We start from the raw sequence: 20,425 nt of genomic DNA on the forward strand, positions 1-20,425 counted from the left end.
CCGAACGGCGACAGGTCGTAGAGCCTCAGGCTTCCAGCCTCGACATGTCGCCAAGCTGAAAAACGTGCTGCGCCAGCCCGGGGGTTTCCACGCGAAAGGCGAAAAGACTGCCCGCCTGCGGCTCGCGTGCTCGCTCCGCCTCACTCAGATCGCGCCACGCGGTGGTCACGTAAGCCGTGCGAAGGTCGTCTCCGCCGAAAGCGAGCTTGGTCGGGAATGTGCAGGGCATGGGGATTTCCTCAAGCTTCGTGCCATCCGGCCCGAAACGGATGATCCGCCCGCCCGCGAACATGCAGCACCAGAGCGTATTGGCGCTGTCGCAGACGATGCCGTCGGGATAGCCGTTTTCCACGCGTGCAAAGACGCGACGCGTTCCCGGCGTTCCGTTCTCGTCGAGGTCGAAGGCGTAAATCGTCTGGCCGGGTGAGTCGCAGGCATACAGCGTAAGGCCGTCCGGTGAAACGGCCGGACCGTTTGAAACCACATAGCCTTCGTCATGACGCGTCACCTCCAGACCGGCCGGAGTTCCGCGCACGCGGTAGATCGAACCCCGAGGGTGGGATTCTCCGTCATCCATGGTTCCGAACCAGAGCATTCCGCGCGGATCGATACAGCCGTCATTGAGACGATTACCTGGATGTTCGGGTTCGATGGAGACCAGTCGAGCGAACTGACCCGTACGCGGATCGAAGCGATACAACCCATCGACGCCGCCGCACAGGAACACGCCGTCCGAGGTCGGGAACAGGAATGCGATGCGCGTGGGCGCTTCCCATGACTGGTGCTGGTGCTCGGCGTCGCGATCTCTCGCGGGCATGTAGCGATGGACGCGCGCGCCGGGAATATCGACGAAATAAAGGGCGTGCTCCTCGGCGATCCACACGGGGCCTTCGCCGAGATTGGCCCGGAGATCCAGAATGCAGGTCGGGCTCGGGGACAGCTGTGTCAGGGACATGATGACTCCTTCAAAATCGCGGCCCTCAGGCCGTGGCGGACATAGGACGCGCCTGAACCGTCAGCGTTCCGGGGCGGAGGGATTGTTGATATGCGCCGCCGTCCTCCTTATCCTCAACGCCGAAACGGAGACTTCCCATGACCGTGACCGCCTGCCTGCTCGTCATCGGCAACGAGATCCTCTCGGGCCGCACCCAGGACGCCAATATCCGCTTTATCGCCCAGGGGCTGGGCGCCATCGGAATCGCGCTCGACGAAGTGCGCGTCATTCCCGACAAGCGGGAACGCATCGTCAACACCGTCATCGAATGCCGCGCGCGTTTCGATCACGTCCTGACGACGGGCGGCATCGGGCCGACACATGACGACATCACCTCGGCCTGCATTGCCGAAGCCGTGGGCGTTCCGCTGGAGATCCACCGCGAAAGCTTCGACCTTCTCGAAGCGCATATGGGCCGGGAAAAGTTCAACGCGGCCCGGCAGCGCATGGCCATGCTGCCGCGCGGCGCCACGCCGATCCGCAACGCGGTCTCGGTCGCGCCCGGATTCTCCATCGCCAATATCCACGTAATGGCTGGCATCCCGCGCGTCATGCAGGCCATGTTCGAGACTCTGGCGCCCACGCTGAAAGGCGGTGCACCTCTCGTCTCCGTGGCGTGGCATTCGACGCAACTGAGCGAAGGCAATCTGGCGGAGGGCCTGGAAGCCATTCAGGCGCGCTACCCGACGCTGGACCTCGGGTCTTATCCTTTCGAGCGTCCGGACGGACGATATGGCGTCACGCTGGTGACCAAAGGCTATGACGCCGCAAGGGTCGAAGCCGCGGGCCGCGAAGTACATGCCCTCATCGAAAGCCTCGGATGCACGCCGGTCGCCGGCGAGCCGACATTCACATGATGTGACGCCGGTCTCGCCCCTGGTTTCAGTGTTTGGGGTTTCAGTGCTGAGCGTCGCGACCCATCGCGAGAAACTTTTCACGCCGTTGGCGCACGAGCGCTGCGGGTTCCAGCACGGTGAGCGCCGGAAGCTCGGCCGCAATCGCGTCGCCGACAGAAGTGATCGCGGTTTGCGGTTTGCGTTGAGCGCCACCGAGCGGCTCGGGAATAATCCCGTCGATCAGTTTCAGACGCTCGAGATCCTGCGCCGTGATCTTCAGTGCTTCCGCGGCGGCGCCCGCCTGTTTCGGATCGCGCCACAGGATGGAAGCGGCGCCTTCGGGTGAAATCACCGAGTAGATGGAATGTTCGAGCATCAGGACGCGATCCCCGGCCGCGAGCGCGACCGCGCCGCCCGAGCCACCCTCGCCGATGATCGTCGCAATCACGGGAACGGGCGCGCGCAGGAACGTGTCGGTCGAGCGCGCGATGGCTTCGGACTGACCGCGCGCTTCCGCGTCGATGCCCGGCCAGGCCCCTGACGTGTCGACGAATGTCAGAATGGGTAGTCCGAAACGTCCGGCCAGTTTCACCAGACGCTGCGCCTTGCGATAACCTTCGGGACGCGGCATGCCGAAATTATGCTCCAGACGCGACTCCATTTCCGTGCCGCGCTGCGTGCCGATGACCACAACGGCCGTTCCGCGGAACCGCGCCAGACCACCCACGATGGCCTTGTCCTCATGGCCGAGGCGATCACCGGACAGCGGCATATAATCCGTCAGCAGCTCACGGATGTAATCCAGGGCCTGCGGCCTCTGGGGATGCCGGGCGACCTGAACTTTCTGGGAGGGCGTCAGCTTCGCGTAAGCCGTACGAAGCTGTTTGTCAGCCTTGTCCGAAAGCTTGGCGATCTCATCGGCGATGTTGATGCCTTCGCCGCCCTGCGCCATCTGGCGGAGTTCGGCGATCTTGTTTTCAAGCTCGGCAACGGGCTTTTCGAAATCGAGATATTGGCGCATGGGGCGCCCCGATAGCACGGTCCGCCCATTGCCAACAATCCATGATGCGCATTCGGCGTCACACGCCCATGTGATTCTTCTCTGGCGGCTTACGCCGCCCCGGGCGTGGCCAGAGGATGATGGGCCTCGACCAGTTGGCGCAACCGTTCGGTCAGCACATGCGTGTAAATCTGTGTTGTCGCGATATCCGCATGACCCAGCAGCATCTGAAGTGCGCGCAGATCCGCGCCGCGCCCCAACAGATGGCTGGCGAAGGCATGGCGCAGCACATGGGGCGTGACGCGTGCCGGATCGATATCGGCGAGAAGCGCGGACTGATGGAGGATCTTGTCGAATCCCTGCCGTGTCAGGGCGCGCGCTGGATCGCGACCGGGGAAAAGCCAGGGACTGCCCAGCTTCCGGTCATGCGCGATGAGCCTCTTCGCCGCGTTACGGGCATCCTCGGAAATGGGCACCAGCCGTTCGCGGCCGCCTTTGCCGCGCACCAGAACCATCGGCGCCTGATTCTGAGGCAGGCTCGCGGGGAGAGAAAGCAGTTCCGAGATGCGAAGACCGGTCGTGTACAGGAGCGCGATCGCGGCATGAGCCACGAGATCACGGCGCGGATCATCGTGCCCGGTCGTTCCCGCCTCGATCAGATGACGCACTTCCTCTTCCGACAGCACCTTCGGAAGACTGGCGGGAAGCTTCGGCGCCCGCTCACGCGCGGTCGGGTCATCCTCGCGCAGACCTTCCCGCAGGAGAAAACGATAGAACTGCCTCAGACATGAGAGACGTCGCGCGCTCGTGCGCGCGGAAAACCCAAGCGCACCGAGAGACGCCATATAGGACTGAACGACTGCCGGACCGGCCGTCAGCAGGCTTTCGCCGCCGTCAGCCGGACGCCGTGCGACCATATGCGCGGCAAAATCCGCAAGATCGGACTCATAGGCCGCTCTCGTACGCGCCGCGGCGTTGCGTTCGGCCGCGAGCATTTCCAGAAACGCCTCGACATGACGGTCGGACGAACCGCTCAACGGAGGTCAGCGTGGCGAGGCCGGAGCAGGCGGTGTGGACTTTGTCGCACTCGGAACCGGCGCCGCCGGGACACTGGCAACCGGAGCGGCCACGGGCGTCGGGACGGCCAGAGGAGCCGGGGCCGGTGGGGCGAGCGCGAAGCGATCGGGAGGCAGGTCTTTATGTACGAGGGTCTGAGCCGGTGGCGTCACATGGCTACCGAGCCAGAGAAGGCCACCGCCAGCCGCCAGAATGACCGCCAGCACCGCAGCCGCGAGAATTCTGGGAACGCTATAGATCATCTGTGCTCCGTCGAGTTGGCGAGCCATTGCAAAAACACCCGCTGAACACCGCATGGCGGCTTGCTTCCCTCTATGGTAAGCTCTTGGAAATGTCACGTCCCCCTTGCACACGCACGACATCATGACCGACGCGCCCCCGAATCTGGACCCGCAAGCCGGGTTGGCGATCCCCTTTGCCGTCCGGGACCTCTCCGCATCCGGCATTATCGTCCTGGTCGGGCTCATGGGTGCCGGAAAGACCACGATCGGACGCCGCGTCGCACAACGCCTCGGCGTTCCCTTCATCGATGCCGACCACGAAATCGAACGTGCGGCCAGCTGCACCATTCCTGAAATTTTCACCCGTCATGGCGAGGCGGCCTTTCGCGACGGGGAACGCCGCGTGATCAGCCGCCTCCTCCAGGGTCCTCCATGCGTCCTGGCGACCGGCGGCGGCGCATATATGGATGCGCGGACGCGTCAGATGATCCGCCGGAATGCCGTCTCCATCTGGCTCCGCTGCGCATTGCCCGTTCTCGTGCGCCGAGTCGCCGGGCGCACGGGTCGGCCCCTGCTCGCCCAGGGCGACCCTACGGCCATCCTCGAAGAACTTCAGATCAAAAGACATCCTTTTTACGCGGAGGCGGATATCATCGTGGATTGCGGCGACGACAGCGTGGAAACCAGCTCGAAGCGGGTTCTGGAAGCCCTCTCCACTCATCGGCACCCGCCGCGCGTGCCGGTCCATCTCGCGTCTCACCGCTACGACGTGATGATCGGTCCGGATCTGATCGCGCGCGCGGGTGCCCACATCGCACCCGTGATCCCGCAGAAACGCGCCATCGTCATCACCGACGAGCGCGTAGCCGCGCTGCACCTGCCCCGCCTGATGCAGGGGCTGGCGGAAACCGGCATCACCGCCAGGGCGTTCGTGATCCGCGGCGGTGAGGAATCGAAATCCCTCGCCGTCTATGCGGAGTTGATCAACGACATCCTGGCTCATGGCATCGAACGTCACACCACGATCATCGGATTCGGTGGCGGCGTTGTCGGCGATCTCGCCGGCTTCATCGCCGCGACGGCCCTGCGCGGCGTACCGTTCGTTCAGATCCCCACGACTCTCCTCTCGCAGGTCGACAGTTCCGTCGGCGGCAAGACCGGCGTGAACGCCACCAGCGGCAAGAACCTGATCGGTGCGTTCTATCAGCCCCAGATCGTGCTCGCGGACACATCGGCCCTGTCGACCCTTCCGCACCGGGAGCGGGTCGCCGGATATGCGGAGATCGTAAAAGCGGGACTCATTGACGGCCCCGACCTCTTCGGCTGGTGTGAAACCCATGGCGCCGCCGTGCTGGCCGGCGATCCGGCCGCCCAGGCGGAGGGCGTGCGCAGAGCCTGCGCCTTCAAGGCCCGCGTCGTACAAGCCGATGAACGCGAGCAGGCGGCGCAGGGCGGTCGGGCCCTGCTGAATCTCGGGCACTCCTTCGCTCACGCCCTCGAAGCCTGGTTCGGGTATGACGGCCGCCTGCTCCATGGCGAAGCCGTTTCAATCGGGTTGCATCTCGCCACCTCCCTTTCGGTACGACTCGGTTTTTGTGAAGAACACACCCTGACCCGTCTCGATGCTCACCTGCGTCAAAACGGTATGCCCGCCGGGCTGGACTGGTTCGGGGAACCGCTGAGCGCTGGAACCCTCGTCTCGAACATGGCGCGCGACAAAAAGATGCGGGACGGGCAACTGGCGCTCGTCCTGATTCGCAGAATCGGAGACTGTTTTACGACGCGCGACGTGCCGATGACGACCGTCTTCGAGTTCCTTCAGGACGAAGGTTGCACCGTCTGAACGAAATTTCATCTCGTTTACATGGCGAAACCAGAGAATACGACCAGATACTACGATAACGATGTAGAACTGGCTTCGGCTTTCAGCTAAAGCCGGTGTCGCCAACAGGCGTTCGTCTTTCCGACGGAATGAACTGTTGCAGTTTAGCCACGGGGTCCCGGCAATCGGGACCCGGGGCACTGCAACCCGCTTCCTCCAAGGGAACCGAGCGCTCTATACGCACTTATGCATCGCGCTGAGTCTGTTGCACGGCGCCCCTGGAGGGGTCCCCGGCAGCAGCTCGAATGGATGAATTAATGAGGACGAAATAAATGCGTCTCCGCACCGCACTTCTGGCCATGACGTCGATGGCCGTTGCCCCGACACTCGCCATGGCGAGCACGATCACGGGCCCGTACGTCGACCTTGGCGGCGGGTACAACCTCGTGCAGTCCCAGCACGCTCACTTCTCCGGATTTAGCGAAGCTGACGGCACGACCAACAACGCCGGCTCCAAGTCGCGTTATCGTCACCATGACGGCTTCACCGGCTTCGGTGCTTTCGGCTGGGGCTTCGGCAACGGTCTGCGGCTTGAGGTCGAAGGTCTCTACAACTACTCGGAGATCAACCATCGTCGCCCGACGTCTGTCCAGGGTTCGACGCACGGTTCCGACCAGTCTTACGGCGGCCTCGTCAATGTCCTTTATGACATCGATCTGGCCCAGTTCGGCATCAACGTGCCGGTTACGCCGTTCGTCGGTGTCGGCGCGGGCTATCTCTGGCAGCATTACAACCCGATCACCACGAGCTACAGCAATGGCAACGTGAACCGGGTCGGCGGCACGAACGGCGGCTTCGCCTATCAGGGCATCGTCGGTGCGGCCTATGACATTCCGGGCGTTCCCGGCCTGGCCGTCACGACCGAGTACCGCATGATCGGCCAGACGTTCATGGATGGGGCCTACCACTCCACGGCGTGGAACCAGACCGGCCTGCACAAGGGTCACGTGAACTTCGATCAACGCTTCAACCACCAGTTCATCCTGGGTCTGCGTTATGCGTTCGACACGGCTCCCCCGCCGCCGCCGCCGGCGCCGGTTGTCGTGCCGCCCGCTCCGCAGGTCGCGCGCACCTATCTGGTGTTCTTCGACTGGGACAAGTCTGTCCTGACGGGCCGCGCTCGTGAGATCGTTGCTCAGGCCGCCCAGGCTTCGACCCACGTCCAGACGACGCGCATCGAAGTCAATGGTTACACCGACAACTCCGCGGCCCATCCCGGCCCGCGTGGTGAGAAGTACAACCAGGGCCTGTCCGTCCGTCGCGCTGACAGCGTGAAGGCCGAACTGATCCGTGACGGTGTCCCGGCTGCTGCCATCGACATCCACGGCTACGGCGAACAGCACCCGCTGGTCCCCACGGGTCCGAACACCCGCGAGCCGCAGAACCGTCGCGTCGAAATCATCCTGCGCTAATCCCGCGGATCACGTTCGAACGCGGCCTCCCCTTCACGGGGAGGCGGTTCAGGAAAAAGGCACCTTCGGGTGCCTTTTTTATTGAAAACTGTGTCAGGGCCTCTTTGCGTCTTCGCACCCAGGCAGCCAGCCTCTATCCTCACAGATGGCATGGAATGCGTGGACTCACGCAGTTTATCCTCCGCATGGTGATGTCGAATGCTCGTGGAACGAAAAGTCCTGTCCCAGTTTCTGAGATTCGGAACCGTCGGTGTGCTCGGACTGTTCTGGGACACCGCCACCGTCTATCTGCTGCGCCCGATTGTCGGTCTCGCGACGGCCATCTTCTGCGCCTATTTTCTGGCGGCCTCGATCAACTGGGCCCTGAACCGCCTGTGGACGTTCCAGGGCGCAGGCTCTCACAAGCATATCATGTTGCAATGGCTGCATTTTCTCGCGGCCAACAGTCTGGGCTTCGTGCTCAATCGCGGCACGGTCTATACGCTCTGTTTTACAATCCCGCTCTGCGCCCGATATCCTGTCCTTGCTCTGATGGCCGGGTCCGTGGCGGGGATGCTGGCGAATTTCAGCCTCTCGCGGCGTCTTGTTTTTCGCGAGAAGTCGCCCGAGACCCCGGCCGAGCTTATCCATATGACCATCGAGCCGCTCGATGCCTTCCTTCAGCGGGGTAAACCGTCTTCACCTGAAAAGCACTGAGGCGAGATGATTTCCTTTAGACGCGCAATGTTCTAGTGAAAGGACACTTTCACCGCCTCTACCGGAACTGCCTTCCCTCCATGACCAGTTCAGCACCCGTCACGACCAACGAACTCCGCTCTACGTTCCTGACGTATTTCGAGCGCAACGGCCATCGTATCGTCCCCTCGGCTTCACTCGTTCCCCAGAACGATCCGACGCTCCTGTTCACGAACGCGGGGATGGTCCCGTTCAAGAACGTGTTCACCGGCCAGGAAACACGCCCCTACAATCGCGCGACGACCGCGCAGAAGGTCGTCCGGGCAGGCGGCAAGCACAACGATCTGGACAATGTCGGCTATACGGCACGCCATCTGACATTCTTCGAAATGATGGGCAATTTCTCGTTCGGCGACTACTTCAAGGCCGACGCGATCGAGTTCGCCTGGACCCTGCTGACCCGTGATTTCGGCATCCCGAAAGAAAAACTGCTCGCAACCGTCTATGCGGAAGATGAAGAAGCGGCGGAGCTTTGGCGCAGGATCGCGGGCCTGCCGGATGAAAAGATCATCCGCATCGCCACATCGGATAATTTCTGGCGCATGGGCGACACCGGACCTTGCGGTCCGTGTTCCGAAATTTTCTACGATCACGGACCCGACGTCTGGGGTGGGCCGCCGGGCTCGCCCGACGAAGACGGCGACCGGTTCGTCGAGATCTGGAACCTCGTCTTCATGCAGTATTTCGAGGATCCGCCGGGCACGCGCACGCCTCTTCCCCGCCCGTCCATCGATACGGGCATGGGGCTCGAACGTTTCGCGGCCGTCATGCAGGGCAAGCGCGACGTTTATGACACCGACACGTTGCGCGCGCTCGTCCTCGGATGCGGCGATCTGCTCAATACCGACCCTGACGGGGCTTTGCGCGCCAGCCATCGCGTCGTTGCCGACCATCTCCGTTCGAGCGCCTTCCTGATCGCGGACGGCGTCATGCCCTCGAAGGACGGCCGGGGCTACGTCCTGCGCCGCATCATGCGCCGGGCGATGCGCCATCTTCAGCGTCTCGGCGCGACGGAGCCCACCTTCTATCGTCTGCTGCCCAAGCTGACCCAGCAGATGGGCGCGGCCTACCCGGAACTGGTGCAGCATCAGACGCTGATCGCGGAGACGATGCGCGGCGAGGAGGAGCGTTTTACCGCACTTCTCGAACGCGGCATGTCGCTGCTCAACGATGAGACCGATCGTCTCGGTGAGGGCGAAGCCCTGGCGGGCGACGTCGCTTTCAAGCTCTACGATACGTTCGGCTTCCCGCTGGACCTGACGCAGGACGCGCTGCGCGAACAGGGTCGCACGGTGGATGTGGCCGGTTTCGAGACGGCGATGGCCGAGCAGCGCCAGCGCGCACGCGCGGCATGGGTCGGGTCGGGCGACACGGCCATGGAAACGGTATGGTTCGATGCCCGGGACCGCTTCGGCGCCTCGGAGTTCCTTGGCTACAAGACCGAAAAGAGCGACGCCGAAGTCCTGCTGGTCGCGCATGGCAACGAGATCCTGAGCGAGGTCGGTCCCGGCAGGGACGTCGCGATCCTGCTGAACCAGACGCCTTTTTACGCCGAAAGCGGTGGTCAGGTCGGGGATCACGGCAAACTCTCCGCCAATGGCCTGATGATCGAAGTCACCGACACGCAGAAGCGTAACGGAGACATGATCGTCCATTATGGCCGGGTGATCGAAGGCACGCTCCGCCCCGGCATGGCCGTCACGGCCCAGGTTGACCATATGCGCCGTCAGGCGACGCGCGGGCATCATTCCGCGACCCATCTGCTGCATGAAGCCCTGCGCCGGGCGCTGGGCACGCATGTCGCGCAGAAAGGCAGCCTCAACGCCCCGGACCGTCTGCGTTTCGACATTTCCCAGCCGCGCCCGATCACGCCCGAGGAACTCGCCGCCGTCGAGGCCGAGGTCAATACCCGCATCCGTGAGAACACGGCCGTCGAAACCCGCATCATGACGCCGGAGGCGGCGGTCGCCGAAGGCGCGATGGCGCTGTTCGGTGAAAAATACGGCGATGAGGTCCGCGTCGTGTCGATGGGCGCGGGCGACGACGAGCGCGGCGCCTATTCGATCGAATTGTGTGGCGGCACGCATGTCGGACGCACGGGCGAGATCGGTCCGTTCCGCATCGTGTCCGAAAGCGGCGTGTCGGCGGGCGTGCGTCGCATCGAGGCGGTCTCGGGCCTCGCCGCCGAGCGCATGGCGAAAGAGGACGAACGGCGTCTGGCCGATATGGCCGCACTGCTCCGCACCACGGTCGCCGACGCCCCGGCGCGCCTCGCGGTTCTGCTGGAGGAGCGCCGCACGCTGGAAAAGCAGGTCTCCGAGTTGCAGCGTCGCCTCGCAACTGGCGAGGGCGCGGCAGGAGCCGAGAACATCAACGGCGTGACGTTCGCGGGTCGCGATCTCGGCGAGGTTTCGCCACGTGAACTCAAGAGCATGGCCGAAGCCGTTGCCAAACAGATCGGCTCCGGTGTCGTCGCGCTCGTCTCGAACGCCGAAGGCAAGGGCAGCGTCGTGATCGCGGTCACGCCCGATCTCCTGGATCGGTTCAACGCAGTGGATCTCGTTCGCGCAGCCAGCGCCGTCATGGGGGGCAAAGGAGGCGGCGGTCGCCCGGATATGGCGCAGGCCGGCGGACCCAACGCGGACGCCGATGCCGTGTTCGCCGCATTGCGCGGCATGATCGCCGGTTGACGAATTGTGTCAGGCGTGTCCTTTACTGGACATGCCGATGAACCTTGCGGCATCCGTCGCGTAGAGCACGCGAAGACGGCACGTTAACGCTGCCCCCATGGATAAAGGCAAGGACGATATGGCACCCAACCCGAATGCGAGCATGATCGAACTCCTCAGGGGCGTTCAGAAGTTCGACCGGGAGGTTTACCCCGAGCATCAGGAACTGTTCGAGAGTCTGGCGAGCAGCCAGTCTCCCTCGACGCTCTTCATCACGTGCTCGGACAGCCGCATCAACCCGAACCTCATCACGCAGACGAAGCCGGGCGAACTGTTCATCGTTCGCAATGTCGGTAATATCGTGCCGCCTTATGGCGACATGCTCGGCGCGGTATCGTCGGCCATCGAGTATTCGGTTCTGGTACTGAAGGTACGCAACATCGTCGTCTGCGGTCATTCCAACTGCGGGGCTATGAATGCCCTGTGCGACCTGTCGTCGGACAAATTCAAGACCATGCCCACCGTCCGCCGCTGGCTGGGCGCAGCCGAAGCCGCCCTCGCCGCCGTCGGCCCGCTGGAAGCGACCGATGTCGGACCCGCGACCATTCGTGACCTCGCCGAGCGCAATGTCCTGCTGCAATTGACGCATCTGCGCACGCACCCCGCCGTTGCAGGCGCTCTTGCACGCGGCGATCTCGCGATCTCGGGCTGGTTCTACGACATCGCGGAGGGCAAGATCACGGTTCTCGACGAGAAGACGAGGCATACCTGCACCGTCGAAGAGGCGCTTGTCACGCTGCAAGCCGAAGAGAGCTGATTGCCCTCTCGGCCATCGGGCGAGGGGTTGCGATCCTCGCCGTCACTTCGACGCTGCTCATCAGCCCGATTCAAGCACGCGACTTCAAGCTGGCGACGTGGAATCTTGACTGGCTTTCCCTCCGCCCCGCCGGTGATCCGGCGCTTCCGCCTGATGTCATCCGCCGCAATCCGACGGATTTCGCGCATCTGGCTCGATATGCGGCCCATCTGGACGCCGATATCGTCGGATTGCAGGAAGTCGATACGCCAGCAGCCGCCGCGCTCATTTTTCCGAAGCCCGAATATCGCGTCATTCTGACCGACGACGCCATTCCCCAGCATGTCGGGATCGCTGTCCGGCGAGGGATCGACGTCCAGATCAATCCGGAACTCAAGGCGCTGGACGTCGCGCCTCCGGGGGCGCTCCATCATCTGCGCGGAGGCCTCGACGTTACGCTCCACGATCATACCGGCGGCCCCGATCTGAGAATTCTCGTCATTCACCTCAAAAGCGGTTGCTGGGATCGCCCGCTGAAGGAACGGGGCTATTCCTGTCCGATCCTACGCGAGCAATTCGCGATTCTCGACGACTGGGTGCTTCAGCGCCAGGATGAAGGTGTCGCGTTCGCGGTCATGGGAGACTTCAACCGTCGCCTCACCGCCGCGGACCCGCTGATGCAGGAACTAGAGGCCGATGCGCCGATGACCCTGACGACATCGGGCCGTGCCAATCCGTGCTGGGGCGGCAATTATTTCATCGACCACATCCTGCTGGGTAACGATGCACGGCAATGGCTCAGGGCCGATTCCCTGCGCGTCATGCTGTTCCATCCGGCCGCAGACGAAGAGAAAGCTCGGCTTTCCGACCATTGCCCCGTCTCGGTGCGGCTGAACCTCCCCGCACGGGAGACGGGTTCCGCCGTCACACCGGCAGGCGGCGATGCACGAGGTCGTGGATAAAGGCCATTTTTCTCAGAACCACGTCGGTCAAAACGAACGGATAGGCATCCCTGACGCCCATCGAGCGGTTGATGCTGTTGACCAGACTCGTCAGCGGCAGCCATGCCCGGGACAGCAGATCGAACTCCTGGGCGGTATAGGGATTGAAATCGAGCACCGTCGTCAAAGAGGCCTTTTCCACGACGTGCGGAGCGGTTGAGAGCCCATAGCTGGCGCCGGTTTCCAGCGTCGCTACCATGTGCAGATAGTGCGCCCAGGTCTCTGCGAAATCTTCCCATGGATGCATGGTGGCATAGGCGGACACGTAGTTGTCCTGCCAACGAGGCGGGGCGCCCTCACGATAATAGCGATCGAGAGCTTCGCCGTAATCCGCGCGGTCATCTCCGAACACGTCCCGGCATTGCGCGAGATGACCGCCATCGCGCACGAGCACGTTCCAGAAATAATGCCCCACCTCATGGCGGAAATGTCCGAGCACGGTGCGATAATACTCGCCCATTTCGACGCGCATGCGTTCGCGCTCGACGTCGTCGGCTTCACGCAGGGCAATCGTGATCAATCCGTTATCATGCCCGGTCATGACGCGTGGCCCCGCATCCGTATCCGCGAGGAAATCGAATGTCAGCCCGTCCGGCCGTTCCCAGCGGCTGGCCAGAGGGAGGTTGAGCCGCAGAAGCGTGTAGAACAGGCGGTGCTTGGCTTCCTCAAGCTTGCGCCAGCGTGCGAGATTGGCCGCGTCACCCAGATTGGGAACCGTGCGGTTATGGCGGCAGGCCACGCAGAACCGTTCTCCGCTCTCCGCCGGAATCAGCCAGTTGCAGGCATCCAGTTCGGCATTTTCACAAAAGCGATAGGTGCTGCCGCCACCGACCGGCCGCCAGATCCCGCCTTCCGGTTCGAGCGCGAGAAGCTCGTTCGCATGCACGGCATAGCCGAGCCGGGCTCCGCAACGCACACAGTCCCGATTTTCAAAAAAAACGGTCAGGCCGCAGGAAGGGCAGGAAAACAGACGCATAAGAACAGTTTACAACGAACCCGCGATGGCCAAAGAGAGATTTTTTTGACGTTTGGGACGAAGTGGTCAAATCTGCCGCATCCGCCTGTCCTGCCTGAAAGCATCCTCCGTCCTGCGTGGATCGAAATCGCTCATGACCGCCTCGTCCCGCGTACCTTCCGACTGGCTCGTTACCGTCCTGCATCCGAGCCTGCGCGTGGTGACGACGCCGTGCCCGGCCGCGCCCGACCGCGAGACCATGGCGCGCATCGACGCGCTGTGGACCGAGGCGACGCGACGCCATCCCGCGCTTTATAACGGCCGGGTCTTCAGCGCGACCGCGATCTCCGCAGACAGGATCGAAGGCTACTGGGCGGAATACCGCATGGTGTTGGCCCAGATGCGCGCGCCGGACCTGTTCCGCGTCCTGCGACTGCGCCCGCTCGCCGTCACGGGCATGCTCCGTCTTCGCGGCGGTCTCGTCTTCGGCCAGCGCGCCGCGACAGCCATTTACCACCCCGGTTGGTGGCAGGGCGTTCCCGCGGGAAGCGTGGAGACGCGAGAAGGCGATGTCCCCGTCGACCTGCACGAGCAGCTCGTCGCCGAGATCGAGGAAGAGCTTGGCCTGAACGCGCGAGATGTGACAGTCGGGCCGCCGCTTCTCGCCTGTGAACATCCGGGCACCCATATCGTCGATATCGGCATGGTTCTCGATACCACGCTGGATTTTTCCGCCGTCCATGCCGCATGGGCCGAACGCGGGAACGACGAATACGCGGCGCTGAAACTCATGAGCCCCGTCGAAGCCCTTGCCTGTCCCGACATGCTTCCCACCACGCTTGCCATGATCGAAACCCTCGCCCCATGACCCGCTACCGCACGCTCAGCCCTCCGGACCTCCGTGTCTATCTGGGAGCGCACGACGCGCTCGGCGCGCGTCTGGGCGGTCCACACGAGGGCTGGGCCGTCCGCGAGGTCAGCGACGGCAATCTCAATCACGTCTTCATCGTCGAAGGCCCGGCGGGCGCGGTGTGCTGCAAGCAGTCCCTCCCCCATGTGCGCGTCGATCCGGACTGGAAGATGCCGCTGACACGGACCGATTTCGAAGCCCGCTACATGCGTCGCGTCGCGCCCCATGTGGGCCATCTCATGCCCGCCCTGCTGCATTTCGACCCCGATCTGCATCTGATCGTCATGGAAAGCCTGCACCATCATCACGTGCTGCGCGGCATGTTGGGAGAAGCGACCGCACTGGCGGGATTTTCAGCGCGTATCGGCGAATACGTCGCCCAGACAGCGTTTTTCACGTCATGGCGGGGCCGTCCCTTTGAACAGTCCATGGCGGACTGCGCGGCTTTCGCCGGGAACACGACGCTCACCCGCATCACGGTCGATCTGGTTCTTACCGATCCCTATCGGGCCGCGTGTGCCCGCAATCACTGGATGACGCCCGAACTCGACGCAACGGTCGCCGAACTCCAGACGGATGCCGCGCTGCACGCATCTGTTTCGCACTGGCAGGAGCGTTTTCTCGGCGCCCCTCAGGCCCTGCTGCATGGCGATCTGCATACCGGCTCCATCATGCTGCATGGCGACGACGTGCGCGTGATCGATGGCGAATTCGCGCTCATGGGCCCGATCGGCTTCGACGCGGGGCTTTATGTCGGCAACCTGCTTTTGCATGCGGCGGCTCGACGCGATCACGCGACCTGGATGGCTGACGAAATCGAGACATTCTGGCGCAGTTTCACGCATGAATATCGCGCGCTCTGGGAGACCAACCCCACATCCGGGGATGTCGGCGCGCTACTCGACGCCGCTGGTCGTCACCAGGCGCAGGCGCAGGAACTCGCCATGGTGATGCGCGATCTTGCCGGCTTCGCGGGCATGGAAATGATCCGCCGCACGATCGGCTATGCCCAGGTCAGCGACTATGCGCTGTGTTCCGACCGCACGGGCGAAAAGGAAGCGCGTCTCCGTGCCCTGACGCTGGGCCGAATGCTGATCACGCGTGGCCGCAGGATCGAGACAATCAACGCGCTTCTTGAAACCATCGAAGAACCGGGCGGCTTTTAGGCCGTCCGATTTTACGACAGCTCATTCCATGTCGGGATGAGGTCCCTTGCCGCCATTGTGGATGAAGTCGTCGATGTGGTCTTCCATGGTCGAGAGCGGCACGGAGCCGGTCTGGAGAATGGCGTCATGAAAGGCCTTGATGTTGAATTTCGGCCCGAGCGCCTTCTCCGCGCGATGACGCAGACGCCAGATCTCGTCTTCGCCGAGATAATAGGACAGCGCCTGACCGGGCCATGAAATATAACGGTCGACCTCCGTTTCGATTTCATGATCGGCCAGAGCCGTGTTGTCGTGAAGATATTTCTGGGCCTGCTCGCGCGTCCAGCCCTGGGCATGAATGCCTGTATCGACCACGAGCCGAGCCGCGCGCCAGGCCTGATAGGAGAGCATGCCAAAGGTTTCGTAGGGCGTGTGGAACATGCCCATCTCAGCCCCCAGACGCTCGCAATACAGCGCCCAGCCTTCGCCATAGGCGGAAATATACTGCTTGCGGAACTCCGGAATGGAATGATCTTCCCGCACGAGCGACATCTGCATCGAATGGCCAGGCGCGGATTCATGCAGCGTCAGCGCGGGCATCGCGTAGAGCGCCCGGGCTTTCAGATTATAGGTATTGACGAGATAGACGTCCTCGCCACCCCGCGCCGAGGTATAGAACGGCGCTTCATCCGCCGGAACCGGCCTGATGGCGAAGCGGTTGCGCGGCAGGAAACCGAAAAAGTGCGATGAGACGCCATCGAACTCCTTGGCGATCCAGGCGGCATCCTTGAGAAGTTCATCCGGCGTTTTGGCATAGAATTGCGGATCGCTGCGCAGGAAGGTCAGGAAACCGTCGAAGCTGCCTTTGAAACCCGAGGCCGCGATCGTATCGGCCATTTCCTTGCGGATGCGGGCTACTTCCTGAAGGCCGAAAGCGTGAATGTCCTCCGGCGTGCGGCTGGTCGTCGTGAATTCGTAGATCTGCGCCTGATAATAGGCCTTGCCATCCGGCATGGTGTTCGCGCCGAGTGCTGTGCGGGCGCCGGGAACATAGGCCTGATCGAAAAACCGCAGCAGGTCACGATAGGCGGGCATGACCGATTGCGCGATCACATCATGCGCGGCCTTGCGGAGTTCCTCCTGTGTCGCGGCGGGGATGGTGGAGGGGAACTGGCGGAAAGGCGCGTAGAAGGATGTGTCTTCAGGCGTCCTGGCATTCGTGATCAGCAGAATGCCCGTATCGCGTCCGACGAGGCCGATATGGGGCGAGGTGAAGCCTCGCTTCAGGCCCGAACGCATATTGTCCGTCTGTTCGCGGAAATAGCGCGGCAGGTCGCGCATCTTCGCCAGCGCGTTGCGATATTGCGATTCCTTCGTGAAGTGCTGGCCATCCTCGGCCAGTTCCCCCCAGAACGACGTGTCGGAATTCACCGGCATTTCGTATTGCCGGTATTTTACGGCATTCTCGACGACGGTCGCCTGATATTTCAGGACGTCGTAATTCATCCGGTCCGCCGGAGACAGGCCATTCCGGTCGATCTTCGCGAGCGCCGCAAGGGTTGCGTGCCAGTGCGCGCCTTTTTTCTCGAACGTCGCCGGATCGACATGAGGCAGGGCGTCGGGTTTCTCATCCTGCGTCTTCTGCCATGTCTCCTCGCTGGCAATGAGGGATACGAGCGCTGCGTGACCGGTCGTGGCGGCCTGCGCGGCAGGCAGGCTCAGCAGAACGGAGCCCGCCATGAGCGCATATTGGAAAAGAACCGTCAGTCGCATCAGTCGGATATCCCAAAGCCGGAGAAAATATAAACGAAGGCGATCCGTTCCGCCTTCCGGACGGTTACCTTGCCTCAGGAAACAGGCTTCGTCTATCGTATACGCAGAAACGGAAAAGAAACGGATGCGTCTTCATGCGGATCACCTGCGATCGTCCTTCGTGCGCGCCACGTCATCCAGCACGATCTGTGATCCGGGCCGCCATCAGCCCGATACCGCTGATGGTCCTTTGCGGGACCGGCCACGCCACGCCCACGCCGCAGGATTATCAGCGTTCCCTGAATTTGCGGCATGACTGGAAACATCTGACACGCGACATGCCGTTTCCCGCGACATGGAGCGACGACGGCAAAACGCTCTATTATCGCAAGACCGTCGCCAACGGATTTGCCTATATCGCCATGGACGCGCGCAGCTTCCGAAAGACGCCCGCCTTCGACACCACACGCCTCGCGCCTGCGCTGTCCAGCGCCCTGAAGCGTCCGATCCCGGCCACCGACCTGCCTTTCGAGACTTTCTCCATCGAGCCCGGAACGGGACATGTCACGTTCGAGCTGCATGATGAGGCATGGTCATGCGACTTAAGCCGCCAGACATGCGCCGTTATCGATAGCGGTCTGCGTCCGCGCGGCTTCGATGCTGTCCGGGATCTCAGAGTGGCCGCGAAAAACACGCCCCAGCCGTCTCCGGACGGACAATGGTCCGCTTTCATTCGCGATCATAATCTCGTCCTGCGCGCGACCAGAGATGGGAGCGAGCGCTTGCTCAGCACGGATGGCACGACCGGCGATTTTTACGATCCGGAGTCCCTGCGCTGGTCGCCGGACTCGCGTCACATCGCCCTGCTGCGGGTGCGTCCGGGCTATCCGCGTTACATCACCCGCGTCGAATCCTCACCCGTCCATGCCCTTCAGCCCCGCCTCCAGACGCAGCTCTATCCGAAGCCGGGAGATGCGATCGACATCGAACAGCCGGTGCTGTTCGATGTCTCTTCCGGCCAGCGGACGGAGATCGACACCGCCCTGTTCGCCAACGCCTACCCGCTTTCGCTTGAGGATATGGCGTGGAGCGAAGACGCCCGCGCCTTCATGTTCCCCTTCATCCGGCGCGGCTATCAGCGCGCGGGCTTCGTCATGGTGGACGCCGCGACCGGCCAGGCCCATCTCGCGGCCGATGAACGCTCGAACACCTTTGTCGATGGTGATCGTCTGTACCATCACGTCATCGGCAAGGACGCGGAAAGCCTGGTATGGGCTTCTGAACGCAGCGGGTGGCGGCAGCTCTATCTGATGGACAGCACCAACGGGCAGATCCGCAATGCCATCACCCATGGCGCATGGCCCGTGCGCGAGATCCTGCGCGTCGATCCACGCAAACGCCGTATCTGGTTCGGCGCCAGCGGCATGAACAGGGACGAGGATCCGTATTTCGTCCATTACTACCGCGTCGATTTCGACGGGTCGCATCTGGTTCCGCTCACACCGGAGCCCGCGAACCATCACGCCTCTCTCTCGCCGGACGGCACGCGCCTCTCGGACACATGGTCGCGCGTCGATCTGCCCGCCCGCAGCGTCCTGCGCGACGCCGAAAGCGGCCATGTCCTGACGACCGTCGAAACCGGCGACGATACGCCCTTGCGGGCGGCGGGCTTCCATCCCCCGGAGGTCTTTCATACCAAAGGCCGCGACGGATCGACGGATATCTGGGGCATCGTGGTGCGTCCCGCGACTTACGATCCGCACCGACGCTATCCGGTCATCGAGAACATCTATGCCGGACCGCATGGCAGCTTCGTCCCCAAGGATTTCTGGCCCTTCGGCTATCATTCGGGTGGCGACAAGCTCAGCGGCATGCAGGAACTCGCCGATCTCGGCTTCATCGTCGTGCAGATCGACGGCATGGGCACGGCGAACCGTTCGCGCGCGTTCCATGACGTCGCCTGGAAGCATCTCGAAGATTCGGGGTTCCCCGATCGCATTCTCTGGCACAGGGCGATGGCCGCGCGCGACCCGTCCTACGATATCGGGCATGTGGGGATTTATGGCGGATCGGCGGGCGGACAGAGCGCCTTGAACGCCCTTTTGTTCCATCCCGAATTCTACAAGGCCGCCGTCGCTTTCGCGGGCTGCTACGACAACCGGATGGACAAGATCAGCTGGAACGAACAGTGGCTCGGCTGGCCGGTCGATGACAGCTATCGCCGTGCTTCAGGCGTGGAGAACGCCTCGCGCCTGCGCGGACGTCTGTTGATGATCGTGGGCGAACAGGACGCCAATGTGGACCCGTCCTCGACCCTCCAGGTCGCCAATGCGCTCATTCACGCGGGCAAGGACTTCGAACTGCTGGTCATACCGGGCTACGGCCACACGGCGGGTCGTTCGGACGGACCGATCGCCTATGCGGAACGCCGCGAGTTCGGCTTCTTCGTGCGCGCGCTTCAGGGCGCCACGGAGCCGGACTGGAATGCGATGGACCTGCCGCTGACGCAAGATCCGTAAAAACAGAAAAAGCCGCCCGTGAAGGCGGCTTTCCACACACCGGAAGTGCGCGTCGAGGCGTCAGAGCGCCTTGATGCTCACGGCCGATGTCTTGCCGTTCCTGCCAGCTTCGAGCTCGTAGGAGACCTTCTGACCTTCGTTCAGCGTATGCAGACCGGCACGCTCGAGTTCAGAGATATGAACGAACGCATCCTGGCCCCCGTTCTCGGGCTGAATGAAACCGAAACCCTTGGTGGGGTTGAACCATTTGACGGTGCCTGTTGCCATAACGAGGCTCCTTTTTAACAATAGCGGTCGCGTACAAAACACACGCGAAATCACGACTTTTAAGGATGAAGCTGACGCGGCATGCGTCGATTACCCGGCTAAAAGCGCCCACTGCCACCGCAAGAACGCTCAAACGGACAGAAATGCAAGAAAAAACGCTCTAGAAAGCCGGATGAATTGTAACGCCCGACGCGCCGAACCTCGACGCCCCGGGCTGTCCAGCCCCTCAAAACCCAGGCGGGACCACGGAATGG

General features: G+C 62.8%; 17 protein-coding genes. 10 read left to right on the plus strand and 7 right to left on the minus strand.

The window, feature by feature from the left end; translation table 11 throughout:
* Positions 1 to 25: 25 nt before the first annotated feature.
* Positions 26 to 955: an SMP-30/gluconolactonase/LRE family protein gene (locus PWM43_RS11570; protein ID WP_289842673.1), complete on the minus strand. Its 930-nt coding sequence runs from the start codon at positions 953 to 955 to the stop codon at positions 26 to 28.
* Between the two features lie 137 nt (positions 956 to 1,092).
* Here PWM43_RS11570 and PWM43_RS11575 point away from each other — a divergent pair, with 137 nt between their 5' ends.
* Positions 1,093 to 1,851 (plus strand): competence/damage-inducible protein A, encoded by a 759-nt coding sequence (locus PWM43_RS11575; protein ID WP_289842674.1) that lies wholly within the window; start codon positions 1,093 to 1,095, stop codon positions 1,849 to 1,851.
* 40 nt (positions 1,852 to 1,891) lie between these two features.
* On the opposite strand, the gene PWM43_RS11580 is transcribed toward PWM43_RS11575, so the two are convergent.
* The 3 genes from PWM43_RS11580 to PWM43_RS11590 form a co-directional block, all read right to left on the minus strand.
* Positions 1,892 to 2,851: an acetyl-CoA carboxylase carboxyltransferase subunit alpha gene (locus PWM43_RS11580; protein ID WP_289842675.1), complete on the minus strand. Its 960-nt coding sequence runs from the start codon at positions 2,849 to 2,851 to the stop codon at positions 1,892 to 1,894.
* A gap of 89 nt (positions 2,852 to 2,940) precedes the next feature.
* Positions 2,941 to 3,867, minus strand: a complete 927-nt coding sequence (locus PWM43_RS11585) for a tyrosine recombinase (RefSeq protein ID WP_289842676.1) — start codon at positions 3,865 to 3,867, stop codon at positions 2,941 to 2,943.
* Between the two features lie 6 nt (positions 3,868 to 3,873).
* The gene (locus PWM43_RS11590) at positions 3,874 to 4,149 is read right to left on the minus strand and encodes a hypothetical protein (RefSeq protein WP_289842677.1); all 276 of its coding nucleotides are present in this window, start codon (positions 4,147 to 4,149) and stop codon (positions 3,874 to 3,876) included.
* Between the two features lie 121 nt (positions 4,150 to 4,270).
* On the opposite strand from PWM43_RS11590, the gene aroB reads away from it, so the two are divergent.
* From aroB to PWM43_RS11620, 6 genes are all read left to right on the plus strand, one after another.
* Positions 4,271 to 5,971 carry a 3-dehydroquinate synthase gene (gene aroB, locus PWM43_RS11595; protein ID WP_289842678.1) on the plus strand — a complete coding sequence of 567 codons (1,701 nt, stop codon included), beginning with the start codon at positions 4,271 to 4,273 and terminating at the stop codon, positions 5,969 to 5,971.
* A 311-nt stretch (positions 5,972 to 6,282) separates the two neighbouring features.
* Positions 6,283 to 7,422 carry an OmpA family protein gene (locus PWM43_RS11600; protein ID WP_289842679.1) on the plus strand — a complete coding sequence of 380 codons (1,140 nt, stop codon included), beginning with the start codon at positions 6,283 to 6,285 and terminating at the stop codon, positions 7,420 to 7,422.
* A 204-nt stretch (positions 7,423 to 7,626) separates the two neighbouring features.
* Positions 7,627 to 8,118, plus strand: a complete 492-nt coding sequence (locus PWM43_RS11605) for a GtrA family protein (protein ID WP_289842680.1) — start codon at positions 7,627 to 7,629, stop codon at positions 8,116 to 8,118.
* Between the two features lie 80 nt (positions 8,119 to 8,198).
* Positions 8,199 to 10,847, plus strand: coding sequence for an alanine--tRNA ligase (alaS, locus tag PWM43_RS11610; protein WP_289842681.1), 2,649 nt, complete (start codon positions 8,199 to 8,201; stop codon positions 10,845 to 10,847).
* Positions 10,848 to 10,965: 118 nt separating this feature from the next.
* Positions 10,966 to 11,643, plus strand: coding sequence for a carbonic anhydrase (locus PWM43_RS11615; RefSeq protein ID WP_289842682.1), 678 nt, complete (start codon positions 10,966 to 10,968; stop codon positions 11,641 to 11,643).
* 89 nt (positions 11,644 to 11,732) lie between these two features.
* Positions 11,733 to 12,584: an endonuclease/exonuclease/phosphatase family protein gene (locus tag PWM43_RS11620; RefSeq protein WP_289842753.1), complete on the plus strand. Its 852-nt coding sequence runs from the start codon at positions 11,733 to 11,735 to the stop codon at positions 12,582 to 12,584.
* Here the strand turns inward: PWM43_RS11620 and PWM43_RS11625 are convergent.
* Positions 12,547 to 13,599, minus strand: coding sequence for a zinc-binding metallopeptidase family protein (locus PWM43_RS11625; RefSeq protein ID WP_289842683.1), 1,053 nt, complete (start codon positions 13,597 to 13,599; stop codon positions 12,547 to 12,549). The genes PWM43_RS11620 and PWM43_RS11625 overlap by 38 nt on opposite strands.
* A gap of 133 nt (positions 13,600 to 13,732) precedes the next feature.
* Here PWM43_RS11625 and PWM43_RS11630 point away from each other — a divergent pair, with 133 nt between their 5' ends.
* On the plus strand, positions 13,733 to 14,446 hold the full coding sequence (locus PWM43_RS11630; protein ID WP_289842684.1) for an NUDIX hydrolase: 714 nt from the start codon (positions 13,733 to 13,735) through the stop codon (positions 14,444 to 14,446).
* Positions 14,443 to 15,654, plus strand: a complete 1,212-nt coding sequence (gene mtnK, locus PWM43_RS11635; RefSeq protein ID WP_289842685.1) for an S-methyl-5-thioribose kinase — start codon at positions 14,443 to 14,445, stop codon at positions 15,652 to 15,654. Before PWM43_RS11630 ends, mtnK begins: the two co-directional genes overlap by 4 nt.
* Positions 15,655 to 15,675: 21 nt before the next feature.
* Here the strand turns inward: mtnK and PWM43_RS11640 are convergent, their stop codons facing one another.
* The gene (locus tag PWM43_RS11640; protein WP_289842686.1) at positions 15,676 to 17,406 is read right to left on the minus strand and encodes a DUF885 domain-containing protein; all 1,731 of its coding nucleotides are present in this window, start codon (positions 17,404 to 17,406) and stop codon (positions 15,676 to 15,678) included.
* A 134-nt stretch (positions 17,407 to 17,540) separates the two neighbouring features.
* Here PWM43_RS11640 and PWM43_RS11645 point away from each other — a divergent pair, with 134 nt between their 5' ends.
* On the plus strand, positions 17,541 to 19,904 hold the full coding sequence (locus tag PWM43_RS11645; RefSeq protein ID WP_289842687.1) for a S9 family peptidase: 2,364 nt from the start codon (positions 17,541 to 17,543) through the stop codon (positions 19,902 to 19,904).
* A 60-nt stretch (positions 19,905 to 19,964) separates the two neighbouring features.
* On the opposite strand, the gene PWM43_RS11650 is transcribed toward PWM43_RS11645, so the two are convergent.
* Positions 19,965 to 20,171: a cold-shock protein gene (locus PWM43_RS11650; protein ID WP_289842688.1), complete on the minus strand. Its 207-nt coding sequence runs from the start codon at positions 20,169 to 20,171 to the stop codon at positions 19,965 to 19,967.
* Between the last annotated feature and the right edge of the window lie 254 nt (positions 20,172 to 20,425).

The organism is Brytella acorum (assembly GCF_029309905.1).
GTDB classification, from domain to species: domain Bacteria; phylum Pseudomonadota; class Alphaproteobacteria; order Acetobacterales; family Acetobacteraceae; genus Brytella; species Brytella acorum.